Origin of the sequence: Nonomuraea cavernae (genome assembly GCF_014646355.1) — a bacterium.
GTDB lineage: Bacteria > Actinomycetota > Actinomycetes > Streptosporangiales > Streptosporangiaceae > Nonomuraea > Nonomuraea cavernae.
The window spans coordinates 299,683-326,621 of record NZ_BMNH01000001.1 but is presented as its reverse complement, the minus strand read 5'-3'; the positions used below and the strand labels follow the sequence as shown (position 1 = coordinate 326,621).

General features: G+C 71.0%; 25 protein-coding genes. 7 read left to right on the top strand and 18 right to left on the bottom strand.

Annotated elements, in window-relative coordinates:
• Nucleotide 1 precedes the first annotated feature (1 nt).
• From IEY82_RS01520 to IEY82_RS01475, 10 genes are all read right to left on the bottom strand, one after another.
• Nucleotides 2-1,594: an alpha-amylase family glycosyl hydrolase gene (locus IEY82_RS01520; RefSeq protein ID WP_225261978.1), complete on the bottom strand. Its 1,593-nt coding sequence runs from the start codon at nucleotides 1,592-1,594 to the stop codon at nucleotides 2-4.
• Nucleotides 1,595-1,608: 14 nt separating this feature from the next.
• Nucleotides 1,609-2,583, bottom strand: coding sequence for an aldo/keto reductase (locus IEY82_RS01515; protein ID WP_189122100.1), 975 nt, complete (start codon nucleotides 2,581-2,583; stop codon nucleotides 1,609-1,611).
• Nucleotides 2,583-3,995 (bottom strand): glycosyltransferase, encoded by a 1,413-nt coding sequence (locus tag IEY82_RS01510; RefSeq protein ID WP_189122099.1) that lies wholly within the window; start codon nucleotides 3,993-3,995, stop codon nucleotides 2,583-2,585. Before IEY82_RS01510 ends, IEY82_RS01515 begins: the two co-directional genes overlap by 1 nt.
• On the bottom strand, nucleotides 3,988-7,500 hold the full coding sequence (locus IEY82_RS01505; protein ID WP_189122098.1) for a DUF4915 domain-containing protein: 3,513 nt from the start codon (nucleotides 7,498-7,500) through the stop codon (nucleotides 3,988-3,990). The genes IEY82_RS01510 and IEY82_RS01505 overlap by 8 nt, the downstream gene beginning before the upstream one ends.
• Nucleotides 7,497-9,524 carry a class II aldolase/adducin family protein gene (locus IEY82_RS01500; RefSeq protein ID WP_189122097.1) on the bottom strand — a complete coding sequence of 676 codons (2,028 nt, stop codon included), beginning with the start codon at nucleotides 9,522-9,524 and terminating at the stop codon, nucleotides 7,497-7,499. Before IEY82_RS01500 ends, IEY82_RS01505 begins: the two co-directional genes overlap by 4 nt.
• 31 nt (nucleotides 9,525-9,555) lie before the next feature.
• Complete coding sequence (locus tag IEY82_RS01495) at nucleotides 9,556-10,266, bottom strand: HAD family hydrolase (RefSeq protein WP_189122096.1); 711 nt, start codon at nucleotides 10,264-10,266, stop codon at nucleotides 9,556-9,558.
• A 1-nt stretch (nucleotide 10,267) separates the two neighbouring features.
• Nucleotides 10,268-10,918, bottom strand: a complete 651-nt coding sequence (locus tag IEY82_RS01490) for a transaldolase family protein (protein ID WP_189122095.1) — start codon at nucleotides 10,916-10,918, stop codon at nucleotides 10,268-10,270.
• 111 nt (nucleotides 10,919-11,029) lie between these two features.
• Entirely contained in the window at nucleotides 11,030-11,689 is a 660-nt protein-coding gene (locus IEY82_RS01485; protein WP_189122094.1) for a response regulator transcription factor, read from the bottom strand.
• A complete protein-coding gene (locus IEY82_RS01480) occupies nucleotides 11,686-12,348 on the bottom strand; it encodes a sensor histidine kinase (protein WP_189122093.1) in 663 nt (220 codons plus the stop codon). The genes IEY82_RS01485 and IEY82_RS01480 overlap by 4 nt, the downstream gene beginning before the upstream one ends.
• Before the next feature lie 62 nt (nucleotides 12,349-12,410).
• Nucleotides 12,411-13,058 (bottom strand): TetR/AcrR family transcriptional regulator, encoded by a 648-nt coding sequence (locus IEY82_RS01475; protein ID WP_189122092.1) that lies wholly within the window; start codon nucleotides 13,056-13,058, stop codon nucleotides 12,411-12,413.
• Between the two features lie 102 nt (nucleotides 13,059-13,160).
• Here IEY82_RS01475 and IEY82_RS01470 point away from each other — a divergent pair, with 102 nt between their 5' ends.
• The 3 genes from IEY82_RS01470 to IEY82_RS01460 are packed head-to-tail and all read left to right on the top strand — an operon-like array spanning nucleotide 13,161 to nucleotide 14,314.
• Nucleotides 13,161-13,346, top strand: a complete 186-nt coding sequence (locus IEY82_RS01470) for a hypothetical protein (protein WP_189122091.1) — start codon at nucleotides 13,161-13,163, stop codon at nucleotides 13,344-13,346.
• Complete coding sequence (locus IEY82_RS01465) at nucleotides 13,330-13,701, top strand: hypothetical protein (protein ID WP_189122090.1); 372 nt, start codon at nucleotides 13,330-13,332, stop codon at nucleotides 13,699-13,701. The genes IEY82_RS01470 and IEY82_RS01465 overlap by 17 nt, the downstream gene beginning before the upstream one ends.
• Entirely contained in the window at nucleotides 13,694-14,314 is a 621-nt protein-coding gene (locus tag IEY82_RS01460; RefSeq protein ID WP_189122089.1) for a hypothetical protein, read from the top strand. Before IEY82_RS01465 ends, IEY82_RS01460 begins: the two co-directional genes overlap by 8 nt.
• Before the next feature lie 17 nt (nucleotides 14,315-14,331).
• Here the strand turns inward: IEY82_RS01460 and IEY82_RS01455 are convergent, their stop codons facing one another.
• Together IEY82_RS01455 and IEY82_RS01450 are read right to left on the bottom strand one after the other, a co-directional pair.
• Complete coding sequence (locus IEY82_RS01455; protein ID WP_189122088.1) at nucleotides 14,332-17,514, bottom strand: type I polyketide synthase; 3,183 nt, start codon at nucleotides 17,512-17,514, stop codon at nucleotides 14,332-14,334.
• 247 nt (nucleotides 17,515-17,761) lie between these two features.
• A complete protein-coding gene (locus IEY82_RS01450) occupies nucleotides 17,762-18,607 on the bottom strand; it encodes a CAP domain-containing protein (RefSeq protein WP_189122087.1) in 846 nt (281 codons plus the stop codon).
• Nucleotides 18,608-19,119: 512 nt separating this feature from the next.
• On the opposite strand from IEY82_RS01450, the gene IEY82_RS01445 reads away from it, so the two are divergent.
• Both IEY82_RS01445 and IEY82_RS01440 read left to right on the top strand, forming a co-directional pair.
• The gene (locus tag IEY82_RS01445; protein WP_189122086.1) at nucleotides 19,120-19,923 is read left to right on the top strand and encodes a hypothetical protein; all 804 of its coding nucleotides are present in this window, start codon (nucleotides 19,120-19,122) and stop codon (nucleotides 19,921-19,923) included.
• A 335-nt stretch (nucleotides 19,924-20,258) separates the two neighbouring features.
• Nucleotides 20,259-20,462, top strand: a complete 204-nt coding sequence (locus IEY82_RS01440; RefSeq protein ID WP_014179498.1) for a cold-shock protein — start codon at nucleotides 20,259-20,261, stop codon at nucleotides 20,460-20,462.
• A 64-nt stretch (nucleotides 20,463-20,526) separates the two neighbouring features.
• On the opposite strand, the gene IEY82_RS01435 is transcribed toward IEY82_RS01440, so the two are convergent.
• Entirely contained in the window at nucleotides 20,527-20,889 is a 363-nt protein-coding gene (locus IEY82_RS01435; protein WP_189122085.1) for a MerR family transcriptional regulator, read from the bottom strand.
• A gap of 452 nt (nucleotides 20,890-21,341) precedes the next feature.
• On the opposite strand from IEY82_RS01435, the gene IEY82_RS01430 reads away from it, so the two are divergent.
• Nucleotides 21,342-22,493, top strand: coding sequence for an acyl-CoA dehydrogenase family protein (locus tag IEY82_RS01430; RefSeq protein WP_189122084.1), 1,152 nt, complete (start codon nucleotides 21,342-21,344; stop codon nucleotides 22,491-22,493).
• A gap of 153 nt (nucleotides 22,494-22,646) precedes the next feature.
• Here IEY82_RS01430 and IEY82_RS01425 read toward each other — a convergent pair whose 3' ends face one another.
• The 5 genes from IEY82_RS01425 to IEY82_RS01405 all read right to left on the bottom strand — a co-directional run bounded on the left by IEY82_RS01425 (nucleotide 22,647) and on the right by IEY82_RS01405 (nucleotide 26,448).
• On the bottom strand, nucleotides 22,647-22,796 hold the full coding sequence (locus tag IEY82_RS01425) for a GPGG-motif small membrane protein (protein ID WP_189122083.1): 150 nt from the start codon (nucleotides 22,794-22,796) through the stop codon (nucleotides 22,647-22,649).
• A 54-nt stretch (nucleotides 22,797-22,850) separates the two neighbouring features.
• On the bottom strand, nucleotides 22,851-24,053 hold the full coding sequence (locus IEY82_RS01420; protein ID WP_189122082.1) for an AI-2E family transporter: 1,203 nt from the start codon (nucleotides 24,051-24,053) through the stop codon (nucleotides 22,851-22,853).
• 69 nt (nucleotides 24,054-24,122) lie between these two features.
• Nucleotides 24,123-25,307 carry an FUSC family protein gene (locus tag IEY82_RS01415; protein WP_189122081.1) on the bottom strand — a complete coding sequence of 395 codons (1,185 nt, stop codon included), beginning with the start codon at nucleotides 25,305-25,307 and terminating at the stop codon, nucleotides 24,123-24,125.
• Between the two features lie 55 nt (nucleotides 25,308-25,362).
• The gene (locus IEY82_RS01410) at nucleotides 25,363-25,899 is read right to left on the bottom strand and encodes an NUDIX hydrolase family protein (RefSeq protein WP_189122080.1); all 537 of its coding nucleotides are present in this window, start codon (nucleotides 25,897-25,899) and stop codon (nucleotides 25,363-25,365) included.
• A 69-nt stretch (nucleotides 25,900-25,968) separates the two neighbouring features.
• A complete protein-coding gene (locus IEY82_RS01405; RefSeq protein WP_225261975.1) occupies nucleotides 25,969-26,448 on the bottom strand; it encodes a helix-turn-helix transcriptional regulator in 480 nt (159 codons plus the stop codon).
• Nucleotides 26,449-26,530: 82 nt separating this feature from the next.
• Here IEY82_RS01405 and IEY82_RS01400 point away from each other — a divergent pair, with 82 nt between their 5' ends.
• Nucleotides 26,531-26,923: an STAS domain-containing protein gene (locus IEY82_RS01400; RefSeq protein WP_189122079.1), complete on the top strand. Its 393-nt coding sequence runs from the start codon at nucleotides 26,531-26,533 to the stop codon at nucleotides 26,921-26,923.
• The last annotated feature ends 16 nt before the right edge of the window (nucleotides 26,924-26,939 follow it).

Genomic DNA, 26,939 nt, shown 5'->3' with positions numbered 1-26,939 from the left:
GTCATGGCCCCTCCTCGATCCTGACGATCACGCCCTCGTCCGGAGCGAGATGCAACGGCCGCAGATTCGCCGTCTGGCCGGAGCGGGCGCCGGTCGACAGTTCCACCTGCCCCTCCAGCGGCAGATCAGGCACGGCGACCGAGGTGCTGTGCGGCGCGAAGTTCAGCGCGACGAGCAGTCGTTCGCCGGGCGCGGAGCGCAGGTAGGCGAAGACGTGATCCGAAGTCTCCAGCGAGCGGTAGTCGCCCGACCGGAGCGCCGCCGATGCGCGGCGGAACGCGATCAGCCGCCGGTAGAGGCTCAGCAGGGAGTCCGGGTCGTCCTGCTGCCTGGCCACGTTGACCTGGCTCTGGCCGTCGGCGAACGGCAGCCACGGCATCTCGGCGCAGGTGAAGCCGCGCCCGGTGGCGTCCCACTGCATGGGCACGCGGGCGCCGTCCCTGCCGTCGACGTCGAGCACCAGGTCGAGCGGCGGCTGCGCGTCGGCCATGCCGATCTCCTCGCCGTAGTAGACGCACGGGACGCCGCGCAGGGTCAGCAGCATCATCGCGGCCACCCGGAGCCGGTCCCCGCCGCCGAAGCGGGTGACCGTACGCGAGATGTCGTGGGTGGCCAGCGCGTAGGTGGGCAGCGCCCCCGGTCGCGCCAGCCCGGCCAGTCTGTCCACCACCTCGCGGAATGCGGAGCCCTGCCACGGCTGCTCCCAGAACGCGATGTGGAAGGCCGTGTTCAGGCCGTCGCCGCCGAAGTACGCGGCCAGCCGCCGGTCGTCGCTGATGGGCACCTCGCCCAGCGCGAACCGGCCGCCGTAGGAGTCGAGCGTGCTCCGCAGCTCCCGCAGGACGTCCTGCGTCTCGGGCAGGTCCAGGTTGCGCTGCCGCACCTCCGGATGCGTCACGTGCCGCCGGGCGTGGGCCACCTCGACCGGGTTGTCACGCAGCGCGGCGTCCTTCAGCAGGCGGTGCGCCACGTCCACCCGGAAGCCGTCGACCCCTCGGTCCAGCCAGAACCGCCACACCTTGTGCATCGCGGCGCGGACCTCCGGATTGCGCCAGTTGAGGTCGGGCTGTCCCGGCGTGAAGCTGTGCAGGTAGAACTGGCCCGTGGCCGCGTCCAGCGTCCAGGCCGGCCCGCACTTCTCGAACGCGCTGAGCCAGTTGTTCGGCGGCCCGCCGTCCGGTCCGGGGTCGGCCCAGATGTACCAGTCGCGCTTGGGGTCGGTCCGGCTGGACCGCGACTCGGCGAACCACGGGTGCTCCGCCGAGGTGTGATTCATGATCAGATCGACCACCACCCGGATCCCGCGCTCGTGCGCCCGGCGGAGCAGCTCGTCGAAGTCCGCGAGCGTCCCGTAGACGGGGTCCACGTCCTCGAAGTCGCTGACGTCGTACCCGAAGTCGGCCAGCGGCGAGGGATAGAACGGAGACAGCCAGACGGCGTCCACGCCGAGCAATTCGAGATGGTCGAGCCTGCCGATGACGCCGGGCAGGTCGCCGATCCCGTCGCCGCCGGAGTCGGCGAAGCTGCGCGGGTAGATCTGGTAGATGACGGCTTCACGCCACCAGTCCTGGTGAGTCATCTCGAACTGGGTCATGTCGGCCCCTTTCGCTAGGCGTTCACCCCGGACATGTCCGGGTAGCGGTCGCCGGCGGCGGACCCCGACGGCACGAGCTCGTCGAGCGCCGCCAGGTCCGCCGGGGTCAGCTCCAGCGCGGCGGCGGCCACGTTCTCCGCCAGCCGCGTCCGGGTCTTGGTGCCGGGGATGGGCACGATGTCGGTCCCCTGCGCCAGCACCCAGGCCAGCGCGAGCTGCGTGACGCTCACCCCGTGCTTGTCGGCGAGCCGGGCGACCCGCTCGACCAGGGCGGTGTTGTGCGGCAGGTTCTCGCGCTGGAACCGGGGCAGCGTGCGACGGAAGTCGTCGTCCGCCAGGTCTCCGGCGCCGGAGATCCGCCCGGTCAGCAGCCCCCGGCCCAGCGGCGCGTACGCGATGAACCCGATGCCGAGCGAGCGCAGCACCCCCAGCAGCTCCTGCTCGGGCTCCCGGCTGACCAGGGAGTACTCGGTCTGCACCGCGGCGACGGGGTGCACGGCGTGCGCCCGCCGCACGGTCTCGGGGGCGGCCTCCGAGATGGCCAGGTGCCGGACCTTGCCCTGCCGTACGAGATCGGCGAGCGCCGTCCAGGTCTCCTCGATCGGCACCGAGGTGTCCACCCGGTGCTGGCAGTAGACGTCGATGACGTCCACGCCGAGCCGGCGCAGCGACCCCTCGCAGGACTTCCGCACGTACGCGGGGCTGCCGTCGACGCCGATGACCCGCCCGTCCGGCCCCTTCACGTTGCCGAACTTGGTGGCGATCACCACCTCGTCGCGGCGGTCCCGGACGGCCCGCCCGATCAGCTCCTCGTTCGTGTACGGGCCGTACATGTCGGCGGTGTCCAGCAGGTTCACCCCGAGGTCGAGAGCGTGATGGATGGTCCGGACCGATTCCGCGTCGTCCCAGGCGCCGTAGAACTGCGACATCCCCATGCAGCCGAGGCCGAGGTCGGAGACCAGCGGACCGTCGCGGCCGAGCCGGCGCATCAGGCGGCCCTCGCCGTGGCGACGTTCTCGATCACCTGGGCCCAGTCCAGCAGCTGCCGGTCCGGCAGGTACCTCTCGTGCACCCACGCGCGGGCGCGGTCGCCCAGCCGGCGGGCGAGCGCGCGGTCGGTGAACAGCCGCCGGATGTCGGAGGCGGCCGTGCCGATGTCCCACGGGTCGGCCAGCAGCAGGCCGGTCTCGCCGTGCACCACCTGGTCCCGCAGCCCGCCGACGGCACTGGCCAGCAGCGGGCGCGACTTCCACATGGCCTCGGTGGCGGTCAGCCCGAACCCCTCGGCCAGGCTCTTCTGCACCACGACCGTGGCGTGCTGCTGGAGGGCGTTGACGACCACGGCGTTCTCCCGCAGGTCGTCCATCGGCAGGCAGAGCAGCTGGGAGCGGCGGCGGTGCTCGGGAGGCAGCGCCTTCCAGGCCCGTACGCACTCCTCGTACAGCTCCTTGGCCTCGGGGTCGTCGACGACCCCGCCGAGGTCGGCGCCGGCCAGGCTCAGGTAACCGTCGACGCCGGAGGCGACGAAGGCGTCGAGCACCCCGCCCATGTCCTTGAGCCGGTCCCAGCGCGACACCTGGACGACCATCGGCAGGTCCGGAGGCGGCGGGGGCCCGTCGCGGAGCACCAGCGCCGGTCGCCGCACCTCGACGTCCGGGCCGATCGGCACCGGCACGGTGACCGGGAGCTCCCGGTCACCGTCCAGGATGCCGACCGCGCTGAGGATCGAGACGGCGTCCTCGGCGCTGATCGCCATGTTCTTCGGCCCGCACGGGTCGATCGACGGCGCGATGATCTGCGGCCTGGGCGCCCACTCGGGGACGTGGCCGGGGGTGGAGAACACGGTCGCGTCCGCCGCCTGGACGAACCGGCTGACGAACGCCCCGCCGTCGCGGGTGTGCTCGTTCTGCTGGTCGCTGCCGATGTGGCAGCGCCACACCACGGTCGCGCCGCGCTCGCGGGCCTGCTCGATGAGGCCGGCGGGCTGGGCGTCGTGCACGATCACCACGTCGCCCGGACCGATCAGCTCGGCCAGCCGCGCCGCGTTGGCGTCGGTCGCCCGCTGGTAGTGCCGCAGCTCGGCCGGGCCGAGCGGGCCGCCGTCGCCCGCGATCCCGTAGAGCCGTGACACCAGCCGTTTGGCGATGGCGTAGAACTCGGGATCGCCGTCGACCACCAGCCACCGCACGTCCAGGCCGGTGGCGCGGGCCAGCGGGCCGAGCACGTGCAGCAGCTCGGCCACTCCGCCGCCCGCCGCGGTCGAGTTGATGTTCCAGATCGTGCGGCCGTCCAGCAGCCGCCCGACGCGTCCGGCGTCGTCGCGCAGCCGCGCGACCCGCTCGTCACCGAGCACCTGCCGGTACGGCGCCAGGGAGATCTGGCGGAACGGAACCTCACGCATCGCGGCCTCCTACCTTGACGGGCCCCTGATCGACGGACTCTTCGGAAACGGGCTCCTGGGAGACGCGCTCCTGGTCGACGGGCTGCTGCCTGACGGGCTCCTGCTTCTTCCCGGCCTGCTCGAAACCCTGGTTGATCCAGACGCCGGTCCAGAACTCCGGGTCGGACGGCAGGACGAGCTCGATCATGGTGGGGCCGGGATGGTCGACCATGGCGTCCAGCGCCCGGGCGAACGTCTCCAGCCGCATCGCGGCGTGCTCCTGGTCCAGCCAGCCGCGCAGGTCGACGCGCAGGCTGCGGACTCCGAGCGCGGTGGCGATCTCGACGTAACGCATGCCCTCGGCGTTGTCCAGGTAGCGGTTCTGACCGCTGTCCAGCCAGCCCGAGGGAGTCGACTGCTTGCGCAGCGACACGGCGCCGCCGTTGTTGCACACCAGGAACGTGACCGGCGCCGCCTCCTGCACGGCGCTCACCAGGCCCTGCATGCTGTTGGTGAACCCCTGGTCGCCCAGGCAGCAGATCACCTTGGCCGTGGGCTCGCCCAGGGCCAGACCGGTGGCCAGCGTGATGCCGCTGCCGACGAAGCCGCCGTGGCCGCCGGCCACGCGCAGGTCGGGCGGGAACTCGTCGTACTCCTCGGCGAGCAGCCCGCCGAACATCTGGCTGTCGTCCACGAGCACCACCTGCCGCGACAGCCGGGCGGCCACCTGGCCGATGGTCCGGGCGATCCCGGTGCGCAGCGTCGCGGCCTCCTCCGGAGGCGTCAGGTCCGGGGCGGCGGGCGCCCGCTCGCCGGTCGCGATGCCGGCGTACCAGGGGGCCGAACCGTCGTGACCGGGCGCGGCGGCGGTGAGATCGCGTAGCGACGCCACCACGTCCGCGTGCACGAGCGCGTCGTCCGCTCCCAGGTAGCCGTTCTTCTCGACCGCCGCGGGCTTGGACGTGAGGGCGATCTTGCGGCAGCCGGGCAGCTCCCCGACGACGCGGGGATACATGTTGCGGTCCTCGACGGTGATCAGCAGGTCGGCGCTCTCCAGCACCTCGCGGTGCGCGGGGTCGGCCGGGTCGTACCAGCCGAGGAACCCCGGGACCTGGCTATCGCTGATCCGCTCGAACAGCATCGGGCCGCGGCGGTACTTCACCTGGAGCACCGGTGCGCCGGTCCGCTCGCAGAACGCCGCGAGCGCGGGCACCGCGCCGTCATGGAGCAGCGCGTAGTCGTCGACGAAGACCACCGGCCGGCGGGCCTCGGCGAGTAACGCCGTGGCCGCGCGGAGCGCCCCGTCGTCCCGGGCGGCGTCGCCGCCCGAGCCGCCCCTTCCGGGCAGCGCGTCGAGCGGCACCCAGGCGGCCTCCGCCACGTCCTGCGGCACGGCCACGAGCGCCGGTCCGTACGGTGCGCTCTTCGCGTCGTCGATCGCCGCCTCGACCGCCTCGACCAGCGCCTCCACCGCCGGCCGGCGCTCGCCCGGCTCCTTGGGAACGGCGCGCAGCTCACGCCACGACTTGGCGAAGGCGCCCGAGACCGGCACGAGGTCCGGCTCGGCGTGCGGCGGCAGGAACGGCTGGGAGCCGGTGGACGGCAGCCCGACCACGGCGACCGTGCCGATCTCGTTGCGGCGCAGGTCGGCCAGCGCGCCGAGCGCGTTGGTCAGGCCACGGGCGCCGTGCAGGACGGCCGCGCCGTTGCCCGGCCGCAGCCGGCTGGCGCCCCCGGCCTGGAAGAGGGACTCCCGGTCGCCGCGCCCGTTGACGAGCAGGCCCAGCCGGGCCATCGCGTCGCACATGACCAGCTCGGAGGTGCCGGCGTAGGCGAACGCCACGTTCACGCCGGAGCGGCGCAGCATGAGCCCGACCGCCTCGGCGCCGGTCAGCAGCACGTCACCGGCGTCGGGAATGGCGTCGTCGACGACGTGTTCGAGCGAGGCGGCCGACGCCTTGAGCGCCGAGGCCAGCGCCTTGACGAACGCGGGCCGCCCGGCGTCCTCGATCAGCCCCACGGCCAGGCCGTTGACGCCGCCGGTCGGACGGGTCAACAGGGCTCGGACCAGGTCGTGGACCGTGCCGCCGGCCGTACGCGCGGCCCGTACCTCGGCCGGGTAGAGCCCGAAGTCCCCGAGCGCCCCGTAGGCGGCGTTCTCGGCGACCACGCTGATGCCGACGTCGGCGGCGCACTGCTCGTCCAGCTCGTCGAACGGCACGCCGCCGTCCTGCACGAGGGTGATCCGCAGCCGGTAGTCGCCCAGCTCGGAAGGCGTGCGCGCCCGGATGGGCACCCGGGCGATCGCCTCCGGCGGCAGCGACCGGGGCAGCGGCACCGTGATCGGCTGCGTCGAGACCACCTGGCCGTCCGCGTCGTACCAGCGGTGCAGCACCCGGACCGGGAACGGCGGGGCGGGGGTCAGCACGCCGGCTCCGGTGTTGCGGATCCGGCAGTCCACCGTGATCAGGCTGTCGGCCTCGACCTGCTCGTCCGCGAGCTCGGCCACGGTGATGCTCGCCCGGCAGTCCTCGACGGCCAGCGGGTCGCCGACCGCCCAGAGCCGTTTCGGCTGCCTGCCGAGCCGGTCGAAGAGCTGCCGCTGGCCCTGCTCGTGCACCCGGGTGTGGTTGGCGTCGAAGCCCTGCCTGGCGCCCTCGGCGAGCGGCGACGGGGCGAGCGTGAGCGCGTACACCTCGCGCGCGGGCAGGTCCACCAGCCCGATCACGCTCCAGTCGGCGCGGTCCACCACGGCCACCGCCGCCGTCTCCACCGAGTCGGTGATGTACCGGTGCGGGCTGACCCCGACGAACAGGTGGTCGTCCGTCACCACCAGGCCACGCGGCCAGCCGGGCAGGCTCAGCCGCCTGGTCTCCTTGCGGGTGGCGTCGGAGATCTCCACGATCTCGCCTTCGGCCGAGTCGCAGACCAGCCACACACCGTCGCCGTACCACGGGTTGTGCGGGGCGCGCAGCCCCTTGAGCACCGGCTCGCCGGTGTCGAGGTGCACGACCTGGCCGGTGGTGGGCTTGCCGCTCTCGTCCCAGCCGCGACGGCGCAGGAACGGGCCGAACCCGCACACCACGACCCGGTCACCGGCCAGGGCCAGGCTGTTCAGGTGCCAGCTGTCGACCTCGCCGGGCGCCCGCCAGCGCCACGCGATCTCACCGTCGGGCGCGACGCACTGCACCTCGTTCTGGGTGGTCGCCACCACCAGCACCTGGCCGTCCACGACCAGGATGTCGTGCGGCGTGGAGACGTCGTCCAGCCGGTGGTACCGCCGTACCCCCGTCTCGTCGTACGCGACCAGCTCGGCCGGGCTGCCCTCGGCGCTCCACAGGCACCGGAACAGCAGGCCGTCCGCCGCGAACAGGCCGGTGCTCGACACCCGGTCGATCTCCTCGACCGAGCCGTTGATCGCGAACAGTCCGCCGCCGATCGTGTGGTGCGCGTCGAAGCACGACGCCAGCAGGTGCTGATCCGGCGGCACCAGGCCGTCCAGCGTGGTCAGCTTCTCGATCGTCATCTGGATCCCCTTGTGTTGTCGTGGATCGTGTCGTCGTGAATGTCGTGAGCGGTCTCGTGAGCCGGGTCGTGCGCCGTCTCGTGAGGGAGGTCGTGGGCGGTCGCCTGGACCGTGTGGTGTGCGAGGTCGGGAGCCCGCCTCGGGAAGAGCACCGTGCCGTCCCAGGTGTCGCTCACCGGCCCGAAGACCGGTCCGGCGAGGAACAGGGCCGCCTCGGCGACGGCCACCGGATCGGCGGTCGCGACGGCGTTGACCGTCAGGCCGAACCGGCCCTCCGCGTCCGCCTCCAGACGGCCGATCTCCAGCTCCAGCTCGCCGGCGGTCCGCCCGTCGCGGGCCAGCAGGACCGAGCCACGGCGGCGCTGACGGTCGAAGACGGCGAGCGCGGCGGACGCCAGGCCGCCCGAGCGAGTCAGGTCGATGAAGACGTCGAACCCGCCGTAGGCCAGCACCGCGTCCCGCACGGCCGCCTCCGGGTCGGAGGCGGGCGACGGCAGGGCGACGGCCCGCCGCTCGCCGTGCCGCGCGCAGATCTCGGCGGCCGAGGCCGCCATCCCGGCCTGTCGCCGGGGCAGCTCGGCGGCCAGGGCGACGTGCGCGCCGGACGCGGCCAGCCGGTCGGCGACGGTGGTGGCGCAGGCCTCGTCGGAGGCGGCGACGAGGAAGACCTTCCCGGCCAGCGGCCCGTCCGGCGGCCGGAGCTGGGGCTTCAGCCGCATCAGCGGCCAGTACTCGTCGGCGGCGCCCTGCGCCTCGGACAGCGACACGTAGCCGCCGGCCGCGTCGGCCGCCCGGATCACGGTCATCGTCTGGGCGAGGTGGTCGGCGCACAGCCGGGCCTTCGCCGCGTCCGGCCCGGCCGTCACCGCGCCGAGGCCGGGCAGCACGATCGCCCGGGGCGCGTCACCGCGCCTGCCCAGGCCCCGCGCGGTGAGCGGCACATGCCGCTCGTAGTAGTCGTTGTACCAGCGCCGGTGCCGCTCGATACCGTCCAGAACCGCGCCGACATCGGCCATCGTGCGGTTCGATTCCGCGCCGACGTCGGCCGATGTGCGGTTCGATTCCGTGCGGGTGCCGGCCGGAGTGACGTCCAGGACGAGCGGGCGGTAGCCGACCGTGACCAGGTGGTCGGGGCAGCTCGGCCCGTCCTGGGTGCACCGCGGACCACGCGCGGAGGAGGCGAACCGCACCGCCTCGTCGCTCCGGTCCAGGTGCAGGACGACGCCGGGGGTCCCGGCCGACAGCGCGCCGCGCATCGCCGGGAGCAACTCGCCGAGCAGGTCCGTCGCGACCTCGGGAGCCGGCGGGCTCACCGACTGGCCGCCGAGGTCCGGCGGACGCCGCACCGCCTTCCGCACCGCCCGCGTGGCCCGTTCGACGGCTTCCAGCGAGTTGCGGTAGCACTCCTCGCTGGAGTCCGCCCAGGTGAAGAGCCCGTGGTTGGCCAGCAGCACGAACCGGCAGCCCGGTCTGGCGGCGATCCGGTCGGCCAGCTCGCGGGCCACGCCCACGTCGAACTGCCGGTAGTCGAACCAGATCGCCTCGTCGCCGAACTCCGCGTCCGCCGCCTGCCGCCCGCCGGGGAACGACGTGAGCGCGATGACCGCGTCAGGATGGCAGTGGTCGACATGGGGGTACGGGATGAACGCGTGGGTCAGGGTCTCGATGCCCGGGCGTCGCTGCTCCCCGCGCAGGCCGCAGTCGACCAGGTAGTCGATCATCCCGTTCTCGCTCAGCGGGCCCGAGGCGCGGAGTTCGAGCAGGTCATCCAGGCGCAGCGCGGGAAAGTCGGCCGGGGTGGTCGCGGCGCCGTCACAGCCCCACGCGCTCATCCAGAGCACCCGGGTGATGCGGTGGCGGTGGTCGGAGACGATGCCCTTGGCCGAGAAGTTGCCGCCGCCCTCCTTGGTCAGCGCCGGGTCGGCCCCGACGAGGTGAGAGCGGTGCAGCACCGCGTCCCTGCCCGTTAACTGGGCGGCCTCCGGCTCCCAGCGGTCCACCGGTGGCACGAACAGCTCGTCCATGAGTTGACCCCTTCCGGATCAGGCCGGTCAGTCAGTTGGCGCGGAGACGGCGGCTCTCGCGGGCGGTCGTGAACGGGAAGCCCGTCTGGCCGCCGACCCGCAGCAGGTGCTCGTACGGGTCGAAGGAGATCCGCTCGAAGTCCCGTACGACGGTCGAGGCGCCCGCCTCGATCACCTGGGCGGCGCGGTGCGGCGCGGCGAGCGCCACGCAGGCGGCGCCGGCGGTGACGGCGGAGGTCACGCCGCTGATCGCGTCCTCGAACACCAGGCAGTCGCCGATCGCGGCCGACAGGCGCTCGGCGGCCAGCTGGTAGCAGGCCGGATGCGGCTTGCCCAGTGCCACGTCGTCCGCGCAGATCAGCACGTCGAAGGTGTCGGCCAGGTCCAGCTGGCCGAGCACCTCCGCCGCCTTCCAGTCCTGCGCGCCGGTGACCAGGGCGACCGGGACGCGCGCGTCGCTCAGCTCGGCCAGCAGCCTCAGCACTCCCGGGATGGCGGTGTAGCGCAGGCTCTCCTGGTTCTCGCGCAGCCGCTGGTAGACCTCGCCGTACCGGTCGGGCGAGATGCCGGGGAACAGCTCGCGGAGCGTGTGGTCCGCGCGATGCCCGTAGACATGCCGCTCCAGGTCGTCGGGGGCGATCGAGAAGCCCTCGGACCGGGCCAGCCGCTGCCAGAACTCGGTCACCGAGTGCTCGGTGTCGACGATGACCCCGTCCATGTCGAACAGCACTGCCTCGTACATGTCAGCCCCTCTCGATCGGCTGCTCCACGCGGTACTCCTCGGCGAACGCCCGCTCGGCCTCCAGCGCGGCCGGGTGCTCCAGCACCTGCTCCAGTACGGCCAGCGGCGCGGTCACCGCGTCGGCTCCGTCGAGGTACGCCTGGGTGAACTGGCCGGCGTTCTTCACCGAGGCCGCGACGATCCGGGTGCCGCCCTTCCTGACCCGGGCCAGGGCCGAGACCAGGTGACTGTCGGTCCCGTGGTCGCGCAGGGCGCGGTCGACGTAGGGGATGACCGCGACGCAGCCGGCCGCCTCGGCGGCGATCATCGCGTTGGGCGTCTGGGCGGCGGTCAGCGCGACGGGGATGCCCCGGTCGATCAGGCTCCTGGCCATCGTGAGACCGGCGGTGGTCGCCGGGATCTTGAGGATGACCCGGTCCGGGGCCAGCGACCAGGCCATCTCGGCCTCTTCCACCAGGCCGCCGTACGCGCCGCACGGCTGGTAGTAGAACTCCCTGAGCTCCGTGTCGGAGAGCAGTTGCTTCGCGTGCTCCAGCGGGTCCTTGGTCACCGCGCGCATGAGCGTGGGATTGGTGGTGATTCCGTGCACGAAGGCGAGACGTACGGCCGCGTGGACGTCGTCTCGATCCGCTGAGTCCAGATAAATCGTCATATCCGAAGCCCTTGGGTCGCCTGTCGTTGGACATTCCTCAACGTAGGCGTCCCGTTGTCCCGGATTCGTGGGAGCCAGGTCCCGACCCGGTCCCTGATTCGCGGCCGAGGTCTAGGCCGGATCGAGCCCCAGGCCGGCGTTCCTGGCGCGTAACGCCGCCGTCGTGCGGTCGCTGACGTCCAGCTTCATGAAGATGCGCGTGATGTGGTTGCGGATGGTCTTCTCGGCCAGCACCAGCTGGCGGGAGATGTCGCGGTTGTCGTGACCACGCGCGAGCAGGTCGAGGATCTCCGTCTCGCGGTCGGTGAGCTCGGGGAACGCCACGCGCCCCGGCACCTGCCCGATCGCGGAGAAGTACGTGGTCAGCCGGGAGGCGACGTGCGGGCTGAAGACCGCGCCGCCCTTGGCCACCAGGTGAATGCCGTGCAGCAGGTCGTCGCGCGAGGTCGCCTTGTCGAGGAAGCCCTTCGCGCCCGCGCGCAGCGCCCCGAGGACCACCTCGTCGTCGTCGGCGGCGGATATCACGAGCACGTGCGGAGCCCCGGCGCCGCCGGCGACGAGCCGGGTGGCCTCGATCCCCGAGCAGCCCGTGAGCTTGACGTCCATGAGCACGACGTCCGCCCCGGGCCGCAGCGTCGGCAGGGCCCGGACCGCCGCCTCGCCGGTGTCGGCCTCCCCGACCACCCGCGTCGTCTCGGCCGAGTCCACCGCCACCCGCAGCCCGTCGCGGAACGTCGGATGATCGTCCACCAGAAAGACCCCGATGCTCATGCGGCCTGCCCCGGGAGCACGGCTCGAACCAGGGTGCCGGACCGCCCGTCACCTCGGGGCAGCACGTCGCAGCGGCCCCCGACCTCCTGGGCGCGTCTGGTCATCGACGACAGGCCGATGCCCCGCGCATGACGGACGGCCTGCGGGCCGACGCCGTCGTCGGTGACCTCCAGCACGATGTGCTCGTCGTCGAGGGCGAGCCGCAGGGTCACCTGACCCGCGTCCGCGTGCCGTACGACGTTGGTCAGGCTCTCGGAGGCGATGCGGTAGGTGGCCACCTCCACCTCGGTGGGCAGCCGCGGCGAGACGTCGGGCACGTCGAGCACGATCGTCATGCGGGCGCCCTCGTCCAGGCGGGCGGCCAGCCGCCGCAGCGCGCCCGGCAGCCCGAGATGCAGGTCGGTGGGGCTCAGGCCGTCGATGATCTGCCGCAGCTCCTGTGCCGTGCGGGCCGTCTCCTCGGCCGCCTGGATGATCAGGCGGTGGGCCTCCGGCGCGTGGGCGACCATGGTCGCCGCGGTGTCGAGACGCAAACGGATGCCCGCCAGCGCCGGCCCGACCGTGTCGTGCAGGTCGCAGGACAGGCGGTGGCGCTCGTCCCTCCGGACCTCGGCGGCCGGCTCGCCCGCGGCCGGGTTGATCGTCTTGCTGAGGCTCATGGTTGGGGTCCCAGTCTCAGACAATTCGTAGACTTGAGTCTAAAAGCAGATCAAAGTACGCGTCAAGGCGCGGAGCCGGTCTCCGGCCGGGTCAAGATCCCGTCGAAGATCAGCCGCAGCGCGCCCGTCATCGCGTCCGCCAGCGGGAACGGCGCCTCGGCGGCGCCGCCGACCCAGCGGTAGAGGGTGCCCAGATACATGTCCCTGATCAGCTGGCCCGCCATCACCGGATCGACCTCGGGCCGTACCTCGCCGCGCGCCTTGCCGTCGGTGACGATCTGGGCGAAGACGTAGGCGCTGTAGGGCTCCTCCAGCACGGGCGCGCCCGTGCGCACCCAGGCCAGCAGCAACTCGCTGGTAAGGGCCCGCTCCTGCGTCGTGACGTCGCTGAGCGCGCGCATGCAGCGGGTCAGCTGGTTGACCACGCCGACCTCACGGGTGCTCTCCTGGATGAGCAGCGCGCCCAGCCGGCGACGGCGTTCGTCGCCCCACGCCAGCAGGAACTCGTCCTTGCGCCGGAAGTGGTTGAACACGGTCGCGCGGGCGACGTCGGCCCGCGCGGCGATGTCGTCGAAGGAGGTCGCCGTGAACCCCTTCTCGGCGAACAGCGACACCGCGGCCTCGTAGACCCGGGCCCGCATCGCGTCGCGGTTTCGCTCCCGCCTCCCGGCGGTGGGCTTGGCATGCATCAGGACGAGCTCACCGTTCATGCTGAATAAAACATTGGACTGGAGTCTACGGCTTGCGCGGCATCACCGCAACGAAAACGGGATTGTGCGGAATTCGTGGCTCGTGCCGTGACCGTCGGCGACATGCTGCGGCTCCTGCCCGCCCGTGGCGAGGAACACGTGGCCCTGCACTACCGCACAAAGATCAATCCGAGTAATCTCGCGCTGGCGGTCGACCGGTCTACCCCATGCCTGGGATGGATCGATTTTCGCCTCCCGAAGGTGCTGGCCGGCGAACAAGGAGAGCATTGGAGTGTCGGCAGACTCTGACAAGCTGAAATTGACTCGCAAGTCCCTCACCGATGCCTCTGCGCGTATCTCCCTTGCGGCGGAGGACGTCCAGTCCGGCGTGCGTGATCGTCAAGGGTACGTCACCCTGCAGGAGGAGAAGTCCGCGTCCCACGAGCAGTTCGACGCCCAGAGCCTCGCCCGAGTTGTCAACGGACTGATTCCGGTGATGGAGAGCGCCCTCAGGGGCCTGGCCGAGCAGGCGGAGCGTGCCTCCGACGGACTCACGCTGATGGCCGTGAACCTCGATCGCGTCGAGGACGCCGCCATCGCCGATGTGTTCAGGGACCTTGCGAAAACCCTCGACCGGCCTGAGGGAGACAGTCATCGTGATTGAGCTCGCGTCGTATCCTGAACTGGCCGCCGTCGTCCGTCAATGGACGGCCGACGGCGAGATGGACTTCCGCTGGCCGGCCGACAACGAGGACCTCTGGGAGAACGCGGCCCGCCACTGGCGAGTGCACCCTGGTTCTCCCTTGCTGAATCTGGCACACATGAGCGAACGGCCCGAATCTTCCATAAAGGAGGCCATCGGCTCAATACGCGAGGCGAACGAGGGAGTGGCGATCGAATCCTTCCTTGAATACTGGAAGGCCGTTCCCCAGCGCAACGCCGCAGATCTTGTTCGTGCGTGCGACAGCCTCAAAGAGGCGATGTTGTACACGCACGGGCTTATAGATCTGTACAAGAGGTCTATTCTGACAGCCCTCGAGGCGCTCAAGGAGGCATTGGACAAGAACGATGGTTTCGACTGGTGGCCCTGGAACGACCGTGTGGAAGAGGATCGGAAGGCCAGAGCGCTCGTCAATGACTTCGATGAGAACCATAGGAACCTTCATGCTTCGTACATGCAGGAACTTTCCCAGAAGTGGAATGAGAACAAACCGGATATAAGCGTCTTGCAGCAAATCGCCAGGCCTATCCCGAAAGATCTGCAATTCGACAAGTGACCGGTGAACGACCTGCTTCAGCACCGCCCGCTGGCAGAGATTCTGACCTGTTCGAGCAACTCGCCGACAGGCTGCTCGCCCAGCAGCGCCTGCGGCGACACCTCGACCCCTGGATCGGCTCGCAGACTCCGGGCCAGCCGCGAGGCCATCAGCGAGTCGAGCCCCAGCGAGTGCAGCGGCCTGCGGAGGTTCAGCCGGGCGGCCGGCATCGACAGCTCCTGAGCGATCCGCTCCACCACCAGCCCTACCACCCCGTCACCCTCCCGGAGCTCCGAACCCGTATGGGGATGTCCACCCGGTGGTCCCGTAGCCGGAGCCGGACTTGGCCCGGAGCCCGGAAGTGGACCTGGCCCGGGTTCCGAACCCGGCCCCTGATCCGGGGCGGTGTGTGGACCGGACGGAGGAGCGGTTGGGCTCGGCGAGCTTTCGCGAGATGACGAGAACGGCGGGAGCGGAGTGGAGGTGAACCAGTGGCTTTCGCGTTGCCACGGATAGGACGGCAGGCGCACCGGCCGGCCCTCCGGGTAGAGGCGGCGCCAGTCCACCGGCCCGCCCGCGACGTGAATCGCGGCCAGCGACTCCCGCAGGGCGGTCCACGCGGGCCGGTCCCGGCGCAGCGAGGCCACGGCCGAGCCGGGGAGCCCGTGGTGGCGCAGGCAGTCGCCGATCGATCCGGCCAGGATGGGATGCGGGCTGACCTCCACGAACACCGTCGGCGCCGCCGCGGCCACCCGACTCACGGCGGACTCGAACCGTACGGGCTCGCGAAGGTTGCGCACCCAGTAACCGGCGTCGAGCTCCGCGCCGTCGGTGAAGCGGTCGAGCACCGTCGACCAGATCGGCACGTCCGGCGCGGCCGGCCGGAGGTCGCGCAGCTCCAGGAGCAGGTCCTGTCCGAGGTCGTCCACCTGCGGGCTGTGCGAGGCGAAGGCCACCTGGACCGTACGGTGGAAGACGCCCCGCCGGTCGAGGTCATGCGTGATCTCGCCGAGCGCCTCCTGGTCGCCGGACAGGATCGTCGAGGACGGGCTGTTGAAGGCGGCCACCGCGACCCGGTCCTCGTGGCCGGAGAGCGCCGCGCGGGCGGCTTCCCCGGAGAGCCCCGCCGAGACCATCGCGCCGCGCCCGCTGATCCGCTGGGCCAGCCCGCTGCGGCGGCAGATGATCGCGGCGGCGTCCGGCAGCCCGAGGCCGCCCGCCACGCAGGCCGCCGCCACCTCGCCCATGCTGTGCCCGATGACCAGGTCGGGTTCGACTCCGAGGGAGCGCCACAGCGCGGCCAGCGCCACCGACACGGCCCACAGGGTGGGCTGGATCTCGTCGGCGCGGTCCGACAGGGGAGCCCCGGCCTGCAGCCTGGCGAGCACCGACCAGCCCGCCTCCGCCTCGACCGCCTCCGAACACCGCCGCAGCGCCTCTTCGAAGACCTCGGAGGACGACAGCAGGTCGCGGGCCATCCCCGTCCACTGTGAACCCTGCCCCGGGAAGACGAACGCGATCCGGGGCGCGGCGCCTAGCACCTCATCGCCGGCGATCACGTCGTCGGCCGCGCCCGCGTGCCCGTACTCGTGTAACGCCGCCGCCAGGGCGTCGTGGGTCGGTCCGACGGCGACCAGCCGGCTCTCGTGGTGCCCGCGCCGCCGTGCCGCCGTGTAACAGATGTCGCGCAGGCTCGGCCGGCGTCCCGCGCCACCGGGGGCCAGGTAGCCGGCGGCCCTGCCGGCCGCCTCCCTCAGCGCCTCCGGCGAGCGGGCCGACAGCGTGAACAGGTGCGCGCCGCCCACCGGCGGGCGGACCCGTGCCTCCGCCCTGCGTGGGACGTGTCCGGGCGGGACGTGTCCGTGCTGAGCGTGTCCGTGCTGGACGTGCTCTGCGAGCACGACATGCGCGTTCGTGCCCGAGATGCCGAACGAGCTCACCCCGGCGATCATCGGCTCCGGGCCGGTCGGCCGCCATGGTTCGGTCGGGAGCTCCAGAGCCGAGTCGTCACGCGTGATGGCGGGGTTCGGTTCGAGGACGTGCAGCGTGGGCGGGACGGCCCGGTGGTCGACGCAGAGCGCCGCCTTGATCAGCCCGGCGATGCCCGCGGCGGCCTCGGCGTGCCCGATGTTGGACTTCACCGAGCCCACCAGGCACGGCTTCCCGGCCGGTCGCCCCTCACGCAGGATGTTGCCGAGGGCGGTCAGCTCCACCAGGTCGCCCACCCTGGTCCCGGTACCGTGCGCCTCGACGTAGTCGACGTCGGCGGCGTCCACCCCGGCGGCCTCCAGCGCCTGCCGCAGCAGGTGCTCCTGCCCGGCCACGCTCGGCGTCATGAGCTGCCCGTTGCTCCGCCCGTCGTTGTTGACCGCGCTCCCGTGGATGACCGCGTACACCCGGTCCCCGTCGGCGACGGCGTCGGGTAACGGCTTGAGGACGACGACGCCGACCCCGTCCGACCGGACGAACCCGTCGGCGGCGGCGTCGCCGAACTTGCACCGGCCGTCCGGCGCCAGCATGCCGGCGTCCGCGAAGGCCGCCCCCTCCTGAGGGAGCAACGCCAGGTTGACGCCGCCGACCAGGGCTGTCGTCGACTCGCCCAGCCGGATGCTCTGGCAGGCCAGATGGACGGCGGTCAGTGACGCGGAGCAGGCGGTGTCGACCGACACGCTCGGCCCGCGCAGGTCCAGGTGGAACGAGACGCGTCCGGGCAGCGACGCCCGGAACTCACTGCCGACCAGGCCGTAGATGTCGGGGTCGGCCTGCCGGCAGAGCAGCTCCCAGTAGTTGGAGGTCACCTGCCCCACGAACACGCCGGTTCTGCTGCCCGCGAGCCGGTCCGGGCACAGCCCGGCGTCCTCGATCGCCTCCCAGGCGGTCTCCAGGAAGAGGCGGAGCTGAGGGTCCGCCTGCTGCGCCTCCCTCGGAGCCATGTCGAAGAAGCCCGCGTCGAAGCGGTCGATCGCGTCGAGCCGGCCGCCGCGCCCTGCTTCCGCGCCACGCCCTGCTTCCGCGCCACGCCCTGCTTCCGCGCCACGCCCTGCTTCCGCTCCGTGCCCTGCTTCCGCGCCGTGAGCGCGTGCCGCGTCGCCGACGACGTCCACCCTGTCCATCAGCAGCCGCCAGAACTGGTCGGGCCCGTGCGCTCCCGGGTATCGGCACGCGATCCCGATGATCGCGATCTCCGTGGGCTTCCCGGGCTCGTGGTTGAGCCGGTCCATAACTGACCCCGTCCGCGTCGTTTCGGTGTCCATGTCGTGCAGCTCGCCCCAGTGCCCCGACTGCAGTGCCCAACGCGGTGCGCGGTATGCGTCATGGACGGAAGTCGTGGCGAGATTCCCTGTGACCTGCGGGACCCCGGAACGGGAGACGCCCCGCGACGGGCGACCGTCGCGGGGCGTCTCATTCACCCGCCGTGGGCTGGTGACTCTCGTACGCGTTCTTTCTGGCTTACCTGGCTTACCAGGCTTACTTGGCGGCGAAGTTCTGGGTCCAGTAGATCTGGCCCTTCGAGTTCTTGGCCGCGCCGACACCGATGAGGGTGTACTTGCAGTTCATGATGTTGGCCTTGTGACCGGAGCTGTTCATCCAGGAGGTCATCACGGCCGCCGGGGTGGACTGGCCCATGGCGATGTTCTCGGCCCAGCCGGAGCCACCGGTGAAGCCGGCGCCCCGGATACGGTCCATGAAGGTGCGGCCGTCCTTGGACGTGTGGCTGAGGTAGTTCTGGGTCGCCATGTCCGACGAGTGGCCGAAGGCGGCCTGGCGGAGCTGGGCGTCGTGCTTGAGCGGCTGGCAGCCGCCCTTCGCGCGCTCCACGTTGGTCAGCCGTACGACCTCGTTCTCCTCGGCCGTGCCGACGGTGCCGGCGGGCGGCGTCGCGGTGGCGGACGGCTTGGGAGTGGACGACGACGTGGCGGTGGGGGTCGGCTTGGGGGTGGCCGACGAGGTGGGGGAGGCCGTCGGGGTCGGCGTGCTCGGGGCGCACGTCAGCCGGGTGGCCCGGGACTTGCCGGTGTTGCCGCGATAGTCGGTGACCACCGCGTAGTAGACGCCGGGGGTGCACGGCAGGGTGACGGTGACCTTTCCGCCGGTGGTTCTCCTGGCCCCGCTCTTGATGACCGGATCGGTGCCGGCCTGTGCGCGCTTGACGCGGATGCGGACCAGTGCGGTGCTGTCACAGCCGCTACGGGACGCGGACGCCCGGATCCTGCCGTCGGCGGTGAGGGCCGGCTTGGCCACCTTCACCCCGCAGGCGGCGGCCTGCGCTTCCGTCGCGGCGTTGGCGCTGGCGACGGGCATACCGAGGGCCATCAGGCTTACGACGCTCGCGAGTACCCCAAGGGGTCTACGCATATGGGGGTTCCTCCAGTCGGATTGGACGCTGGATAGGCTCCGCATTCTGTCGGGGTGGGTCGCGCCTTGTCACGAAATTTCGGACATTTTTTGAGATTTGGGTAAACCAATGGGGCTCCAGAGGCGTCCCGCTCGGCTTCCCGGCAGGTCTCCGCTCGGCTCCCGACCGTGCTCTGTTCAGGTTCCCGAGCGGCCCTTCGAGCGGGCCCCCGAGCGGGCCCCCGAGCGGGCCCCCGAGCGGGTCCCCGAGCGCCCCTTCGAGCGGGTCCCCGATCAGGGCCTATGACCGCCTCACGGCCGGGGGCCGGTGTGTGCGTTCCAGTGGGCTGCAAGCGGCCGGCCGACTTTCAGCCCGCTATCGGCAGCTCTCGTCAGTGCCGGGCAAGGCACTCGCAGGTGGTGGAGCGCATAACTGGTACGAGACCCGGGGGCAACGCCGGACCGGGAACACCACGAACAGGAGACCCCCCATGAAGCGCACCTCGCTCGGTCTGGCCGTCTTCGCGATCGCCGGCCTCGCCACCGCGGTCCCCGCCACATCCGCCTCCGCCGCCACCACGGAGGCCGCCGCCACGGAGGCCGCCGCCACGTCCGCCGCCCTGGGCGCCACCGCCGTCACGGGCGTGGCCACCACGGTCACCGCCGCGGACCCCGGCCCCGAGACCTGCCGCCAGGGTTACGTCTGGCGGGTCGCCCGGTCCTCCGACCTCGTCTGCGTCCTGCCGAAGACCCGCAGCCAGGTCGCCGCCGACAACGCCGCCAAGGCCGGCCGCTGGACCAACGGCGCCTACGGCCCGCACACCTGCGTCGTCCCCTACGTCTGGCGCGAGGCCTACAAGGGCGACGACGTGTGCGTCACCGGCACGCAGCGTGACCTGGCCGCCGCCGACAACCGGGCGAGCTCGGGCCGCAAGGTCCTGGCCAAGCTGTGGATCACCAAGTACACGGTCCCGCCCAAGGACAACGGCGACGGCACCGCCACCAGCACGTCCGTCGACGACATCGCCCGGCTCAAGCTGAACGGCAGCCACTACAACTTCGGCAAGGTCCAGCTCGTCATCCGGTGGAGCCACAACGACGCCGTCTACTGGCACGGCAGCGTGACCGCCAAGTCCAACGGCGGCTACCCGGGCGGCAGCTTCGGCTACAAGACCGGCAAGTTCGACTGCTCCGCCAAGAACAAGCCGGCCAACGCGTACGCCTACGCCTACGACACGATGTCGGGCCGCTACTCCGCCCGTGTCCCCGTCCGCATCGGCTGCGCCGTCCTCTGACCGCGCGCCATCCCCTGCGGGGCCGGCCTTCCCCGTGGCCGGCCCCGCCTGCCGCCCTGACCAGCCCGCTGTCCCGATCCGTACGCCGCCCCAACCCGTACGGCGGGCCACTGTGAGGAGGCGAGCGGGGGCATCACGGCTTTGCTCCGTGCACGACGGGGCGCGTGCTAGACTCAGGATCAGTTGCAGTTTTGGTACCCATGAACTTTGTGTGCGCCTGGCGAATGTAACCCAGGCGCATTTTGTTTTGCCGGTCATTTCCGGATGGGTCATGGCGGCGACGTGGGATCCGTGAAGTGCGGATACCAGCTCTGCGCCTATCGAAGGAGAATGACATGGCGACTGGCACCGTTAAGTGGTTCAACGCTGAAAAGGGCTTCGGCTTCATCGAGCAGGACGGCGGCGGCGCCGACGTCTTCGCTCACTACTCCAACATCGCCGCTCAGGGCTTTCGCGAGCTCCACGAGGGCCAGAAGGTGAGCTTCGACGTCACGCAGGGCCAGAAGGGCCCGCAGGCCGAGAACATCGTTCCCGCCTGACGCGACGCACCACCTCGAGCCGGGGTCCGGACCTGAAAGGGTCTGGGCGCCGGCTCGTTCGTTTTCAGGGGCCTGTCGTCGGCGGCTCGCGGCGATCGTGGACCTGACGCAGCTCGGTGTTGGCGCGCTGAGCGTCGGCGAGCTGGTCTTCCAGGTTGATGATGCGGCAGGCCGCCTCCAGGGCGGTGCCTTGGTCGATGAGCTCACGGACGCGGGCGGCGATCCGGAGCTGCCTGCGTGAATAGCGGCGGTGGCCGCCACCGGATCGCTGCGGCGAGATCAGCTCGGCGCTGTCCAGAGTGCGGAGGAAAGCCTGGGTGACACCCAGGATCTCCGCTGCCCGCCCCATGCTGTAGGCGGGGTAGTCCTCGTCTTCGAACTTGTCGTCGGGGAAGTGGCCCGGCGACTCGGCTTGAGCTTGATCCATCTAACCTTCCGTAACACGAACGGGGGGCCCGGTGCGTGCACCGGACCCCGAGAGGTTCAACACCATCCGCCGGCCACTGGGCCGGCTCCTTGTGTCCGCGTCATCCCCGAAGGGACGCTACGCGGGGATCGCGTAAGCGAGACCGTAGACCACCTTCCAATCTGCGGGACCTGCGGTGACCCGCGCGGCGCTGGGCCGGCGACGGGCGATCCTGATGGCGCTCAACGCTCCCTTCTGTGTCTTCCACTTCACTGACAAGACTTCGGCGACCCGTGTGGCCGCTCACTGATGACTTTCTCCCGTTGCTTCGTTAGGAACTCTACTGGTGATGGCTGCGTATGTCTACATCGAGCGCTGTAGATTTTCTGCCTCTCGCTGGAAAGAGCCGAGGTCGATTGGCCGAGGCATCTGAGGGCACGTGATCAGCCTGTCTATCGTCAGGAGAGACCGCCGTGCACACAGGTGACTTCTACGACTACTTCGACCTGCTTGAAGACGACGAGAAGAAGATCGTCCTGCGCGTCCGCGAGTTCATGAACCAGGAGGTCGCGCCCATCGCCGACGAGGCGTGGACCACCGCGAGGTTCCCCCACCAGCTGATCCCCAAGCTCGCCGAACTCGACATCGCCGGCCTGCCCTATCGGGGGGCGCGCAGCCTGCTGACCGGATTCGTGGTGCTGGAGATGAACCGCGTGGACCCGTCGATGGGCACGTTCTTCGGCGTGCACAACGGCCTGGCCATGGGCAGCATCGCTCGGCTGGGCTCGGACGAGCAGCAGGAGAGATGGCTGCCGCCGATGAGCGACCTGACGAAGATCGGGGCGTTCGCCCTGACCGAGCCCAAGGGCGGATCCGATGTGGCGGCCGGCCTGCGCACCACGGCGCGACGCGACGGCGACAGCTGGGTGCTCAACGGCGCCAAGCGCTGGATCGGCAACGCCACCTTCGCCGACCTCATCGTGGTCTGGGCCAAGGAGGAGACGGACGGGCAGGTCAAGGGGTTCGTGGTGGAGAAGGGGACGCCGGGGTTCACCGCGACGCGGATCGAGAACAAGATCGCCCTGCGGACCGTGCAGAACGCCGACATCACCCTGACCGGCTGCCGCGTGCCCGACGCCAACCGGCTGCCCGGCGCCCGCACGTTCCGGGACACCGCGGCGATCCTGCGTCAGACGCGGGGAGGGGTGGCCTGGCAGGCCGTCGGCTGCATGATGGGCGCCTACGAGCGAGCCCTGTCCTACGCCAAGGAGCGCGAGCAGTTCGGCCGGCCTGTGGCGGGCTTCCAACTGGTGCAGGACCTGCTCGTCCGGATGCTCGGCAACGTCACCTGCTCGCTCGGCATGGTCGTACGGCTCGCGCAGCTCCAGGACCAGGGCGTCTACAAGGACGAGCACTCGGCGATGGCCAAGGCGTTCTGCACGGCCAGGATGCGGGAGGCGGTGGGCTGGGGCAGGGAGATCATGGGTGGCAACGGCATCGTCCTCGACTACGGCATGGGCAGGTTCGTGGCCGACTCGGAGGCGATCTACTCCTACGAGGGCACGCGCGAGATCAACACTCTGATCGTGGGACGCGCGATCACCGGCCTCGGCGCCTTCGTCTGAACCGGAGCGTCCGAGCCCGGGCGGCCAGCCCGGGCGTCGGAGCTCGGGCGTCAGAGCCCGGTCCGCCGGACATGCCGGACCGCGCCTGGAACGGCTCATCCAGGCGCGGCGCCGGCGACTCGTTCCCCGTGTCCGGTGACCGGGGAACGAGGGTCAGACATTGAAGATGCTCACTCCTCCTGGGCCGACCAGCAGCCCGAGAACGATGAGGACGATGCCCCACAGAATGTCGCGGCGGGCGATGAGTACGTAGACGCCGGCGATGACCAGTACGACGGCCAGAATCCAGAGCAAGGTAGCCATGACCTAGTGCTGCCCTGGGCTTGAGGGGTAAACCTCAGGAGGGTAATGGTCTGGTCAGTGACGTTCCTGCCGGGGCAGCACGACCTCCGCCGTGATCAGCTGGAGCGCGGCGGCGGCCGGGATGGCGAGCAGCGCGCCGACGACGCCGAGCAGGGTGCCACCGATCAGGGCGGCGACGATGGTGGTGGCGGCCGGCACGTCCACGGACGACTTCATCACCCGGGGCGCGATCAGATAGTTCTCGATCTGCTGGTAGACGACGAAGAACACCAGCGTGGCGATGGCGACCGGGAACGACACGAAGAGGGCGACCAGCGTGGCCACGGCCGCGCCGATCCCCGCTCCGATCAGCGGGATCAGGTCGGTGATCGCCACGATGATGGACAGCGCGAGGGCGTAGGGCACTCCGGCGATCGACAGGAACATGAACGACGTCACGCCGGCGATCAGCGAGATCAGCAGGTTGCCGGCCACGTAGCCGCCGACGCGCTGGAGGATCTCGTCGCCCAGCATCTGCACGCGGGTCCGGCGACTGCGGGGGATCAGCCGGTAGCCGTACCTGGTGATGGAGGGCAGCGCGGCGAGGAAGTACAGCGTCAGGATCAGCGCCGTGATGGCGGAGAAGACCGCGCTGACCAGCAGGGTGGCCGCGCCGAGCAGCCCGCCGAAGAGCTGCTGCCCCAGGTTGCCGCTGAGCAGATACTCCTGCGCCCGTTCCAGCAGCCCGTAGCGCTGGTCGAGCTCGCGCACCTGCGGGTTGTTCTGCAGCTGGGTGACGTACGTGGGCAGCTGCTCGACGAACTGGCCGGCCTGTGCCGACAGGGCGGGCACGGCGGCCAGGGCGAAGATCACGAAGAAGGCGATCACCGTGACGAACACGATGGTGATCGCGAGCACGCGGGACAGGCCACGTTCCTCCAGCCATTCCACGAACGGGTTCAGCCCGACGGCGAGGAACAGCGACACCACGATCAGGATCAGCACGGAGACGGTGGACGCCAGCGCCTGGACCAGCAGCCAGGCGGTCAGCACACCAAGGGCGGCGTTGAAGCCGAACAGGAACGGGTTGCCGTTGAACGGGCGGCCGGGCCGGCCGAAGGGCAGTGGTGTTCCGGCTCCCGATCCTTCGCTGGCTCCGGCGGCCGCGGAGGACGCGGGAGCCGCGGTGGTCGTGGAGGTGGGCGCGTCGCCGTCGGACGACGCGACCTGCGGCGAGGCCGACGGCGCGGGGGGTTTCGGCGCGGGGGTATCCGACACGGGGGGCTCCTCGGGGTGACGGGCACTCCACTGCCCCGCGGAGCGGGTTCTAGCCGTGTTCCGGTGGTGTCACAGGCCCGGGGCCGCCTCGGGTTCGCCGGCGATCAGGGTCATGATGCGGTGGGCGTCGGTGAGCAGGCTGCCGCTGATCGCCCAGCCGGCGGGGTGGTCGACCTCGCCCGCCTGGATCTCACTGGTCATCCGCTCGTGGATGCGGGTGGCCTGCCTGTCGGCCCGCGACAGCAGCTCGCGGACCCGTTCGGGGTCGTCGGCGTGCCGGATCTGGCTGGTCAGCAGGTCGGCGAGCAGGTCGAGCAGGTCGGCGTAGTCGCGGGCGTAGGCGTCGCTGAGGTCGGACGGGTCCGGCTGCGAGGTCCCGGTGGGGTCGAGATGGGTCAGGGCGTGCACGATGGCGTGGAGGTGCACGCCGACGCCGGTCATGGTGCGCAGCAGAGCGGCGTGGTCACGGTCGGCCTGGCGGCGCAGGCGGCGTAACTGGTAGTGGCGCAGGTTGTAGCGGCGGCTCTCGGCGCTGTCGGCGACGGCGGTCCTCGCCTCGGCCAGCCGGGAGTCCAGCCGGGCGGCCTGGCGTTCCCAGTCGGGTGCGCCGGACAGGTCCCAGCCGTGGCGCAGGCTCTCGGCCATGTCGCTCAGCAGGTCCGACTGGTGTTTGGCCAGGCGGCGGAAGGCCAGGTCGGGGCGCTCGCGGTAGAGCGGCGGCCACAGCACGGTGTTGACCACCGCTCCGCACAGGGCGCCCAGGGCGGTGGCGATGATGTAGGCGAGCAGATAGCGCTCCTGGGAGGCGGCGCCGAAGGAGAGCATGAGCACGGCGGTGGTGGCCACGTCGGTGCCGTGCCGCCCCATCCGGTGCCAGCGCGCGGCGACCAGAGCGGGCGGGATCACCAGGACGAGGCTGAGCGCGCTCAGGCCGAGCAGGTGCCCGATGCTGCCGGCCAGGATGACCCCGGCGGCGACCGCGCTGACCCGGCGCAGGCCGTTGGTCAGAGTCTGGTAGACGGTGGCGTGCACCATGATCACGGCGGTCGCCGGGGCGAACCAGATGCTCTCGCGCGGCAGTAGCCGGTCGGCGAGGAACCAGGCGGTCACCGCGGCCAGCGTCGCCTTGGCGACCTGGCGCACCTGGAGCCGCTGCTGCGAGCCAGGGCGGCCGAGTCCTCTCAGCTGGGTGCGGATGTAGCCGAGTTCGTGGCGCACGGTTTGCCGCAGGTTGCCGAGCCAGCGGGAGCTCATATCGCGACATTTAACGATAGATCGGTTAGATGCAAGCCGCCGCCCGGGATGACGCTCAGCTGAGCCGGCCGACGTGGGCCAGCGCCTGCTTCAGCAGGACGCCCTGCCCGCCGGCCATCTCCTCCTGCACCATCGGGGAGCACGCCTCCTCCGGAGTGAACCAGACCAGGTCGAGCGCGTCCTGACGGGGACGGCAGTCACCTGCCACCGGGACGATGTACGCCAGCGACACGGCATGCTGACGGGGATCGTGATAGGGCGTCACGTCGCGCGACGGGAAGTATTCGGCGATGGTGAACGGCTGCGGCGACGCCGGCACGTGCGGCAGCGCCACGGGGCCGAGATCCTTCTCCAGGTGGCGCAGCAGGGCGTCGCGCACCCGCTCCTGGTGCAGCACCCGCCCGGAGACGAGGGCCCGGCTGACCGCCCCGTCGGCGGAGATCCGCAGCAGCAGGCCGACATGCGTCACGACCCCGGTGGCGTCGACCCGCACCGGCACGGCGTCCACGTAGAGGATCGGCATCCGCCCCCGCACCGACTCGAGCTCCTCGGGAGCGAGCCATCCGGGCCGGGTCTCGGTATCTTCGATCATCCGTCGATCGTACGTGCAGGTCTGGCCGGAGCGGCGAGGCGGGGAGCGGGCAGGCGGCGGGCCGCTCGGTCACCGCTGGTCGCCCGGCGGCTGCTCGTCGTCGCGGAGATCCCGGTGGGTGAACATGTCGATCAGCACCTGCACCGGCACGTCCGCCTCGGTGGGGTGGCGGAAGTGCTGGCGAGGATCGATGCTGTAGTTGTTGCGTCGTCCGATCCGGATGCGTTGCAGATAGCCCGAGTCCTCCAGGTCGGAGACGATGCCCTGAGCCGCCCGTTCGGTGATGCCGATGGCGGCGGCGATGTCCCGGAGGCGAGCCTGTGGGTCACGGGCGATCACGAGCAGGACACGAGCGTGGTTGGTCAAGAACGTCCAGGAGGATGGCGTTTCCGGCATCTTGCCCTCAGGTGGAATTTTCGGATCTTCGTCACAGGACCTGGGGCCCTTACCCGAAGATTTTATACTGAAAAATTCTTCCGGTAATCTTCTTCTGACGTTACCGTTGACGAGGACCCCAGTCCCCGTTTCGAAGGGGCCGACCTTGAGCATCCGAAGTGTGTGTGGCAGGCGCGTGCCGCGCCCGATCAGCGTGTCCGCGAGCCTCGACGAGTTGGTCGTCTAGGTGCGCGCCATGATGTCGACCGACCGCGACGACGCCGTTCGCGCACGTCGTGACGACGCTGTCCGCGCCCGCGGTGACGTCGCCTCCGGCGGCGGCGTGCCGGCCGACGAGGTGCTCTACGTCGACGAGATCCTGCGCATCTCCTGCGCCGTGATCGCCGGCCCGACCGTGGTCCGGCTGGTCGGCGAGGTCGACGCCACCAACAGCGGCGCGCTGCGTCGTGCGCTGGCCCGAGCCCTGCGGATGGATCGCCATCTCGTCATCGACGCGGGCCGGGTCGTCTTCATCGACGTGTCGGGGGTCCGCGAGCTGGTCTCCTTCGTCCAGGAGACCTCGGTGCGCGTGCACAACGTGCCGTCCCAGATGCGCCGCCTGCTGCACATGCTGCGCCTGGGCCTCTGAGCTCGCCAACCGCACA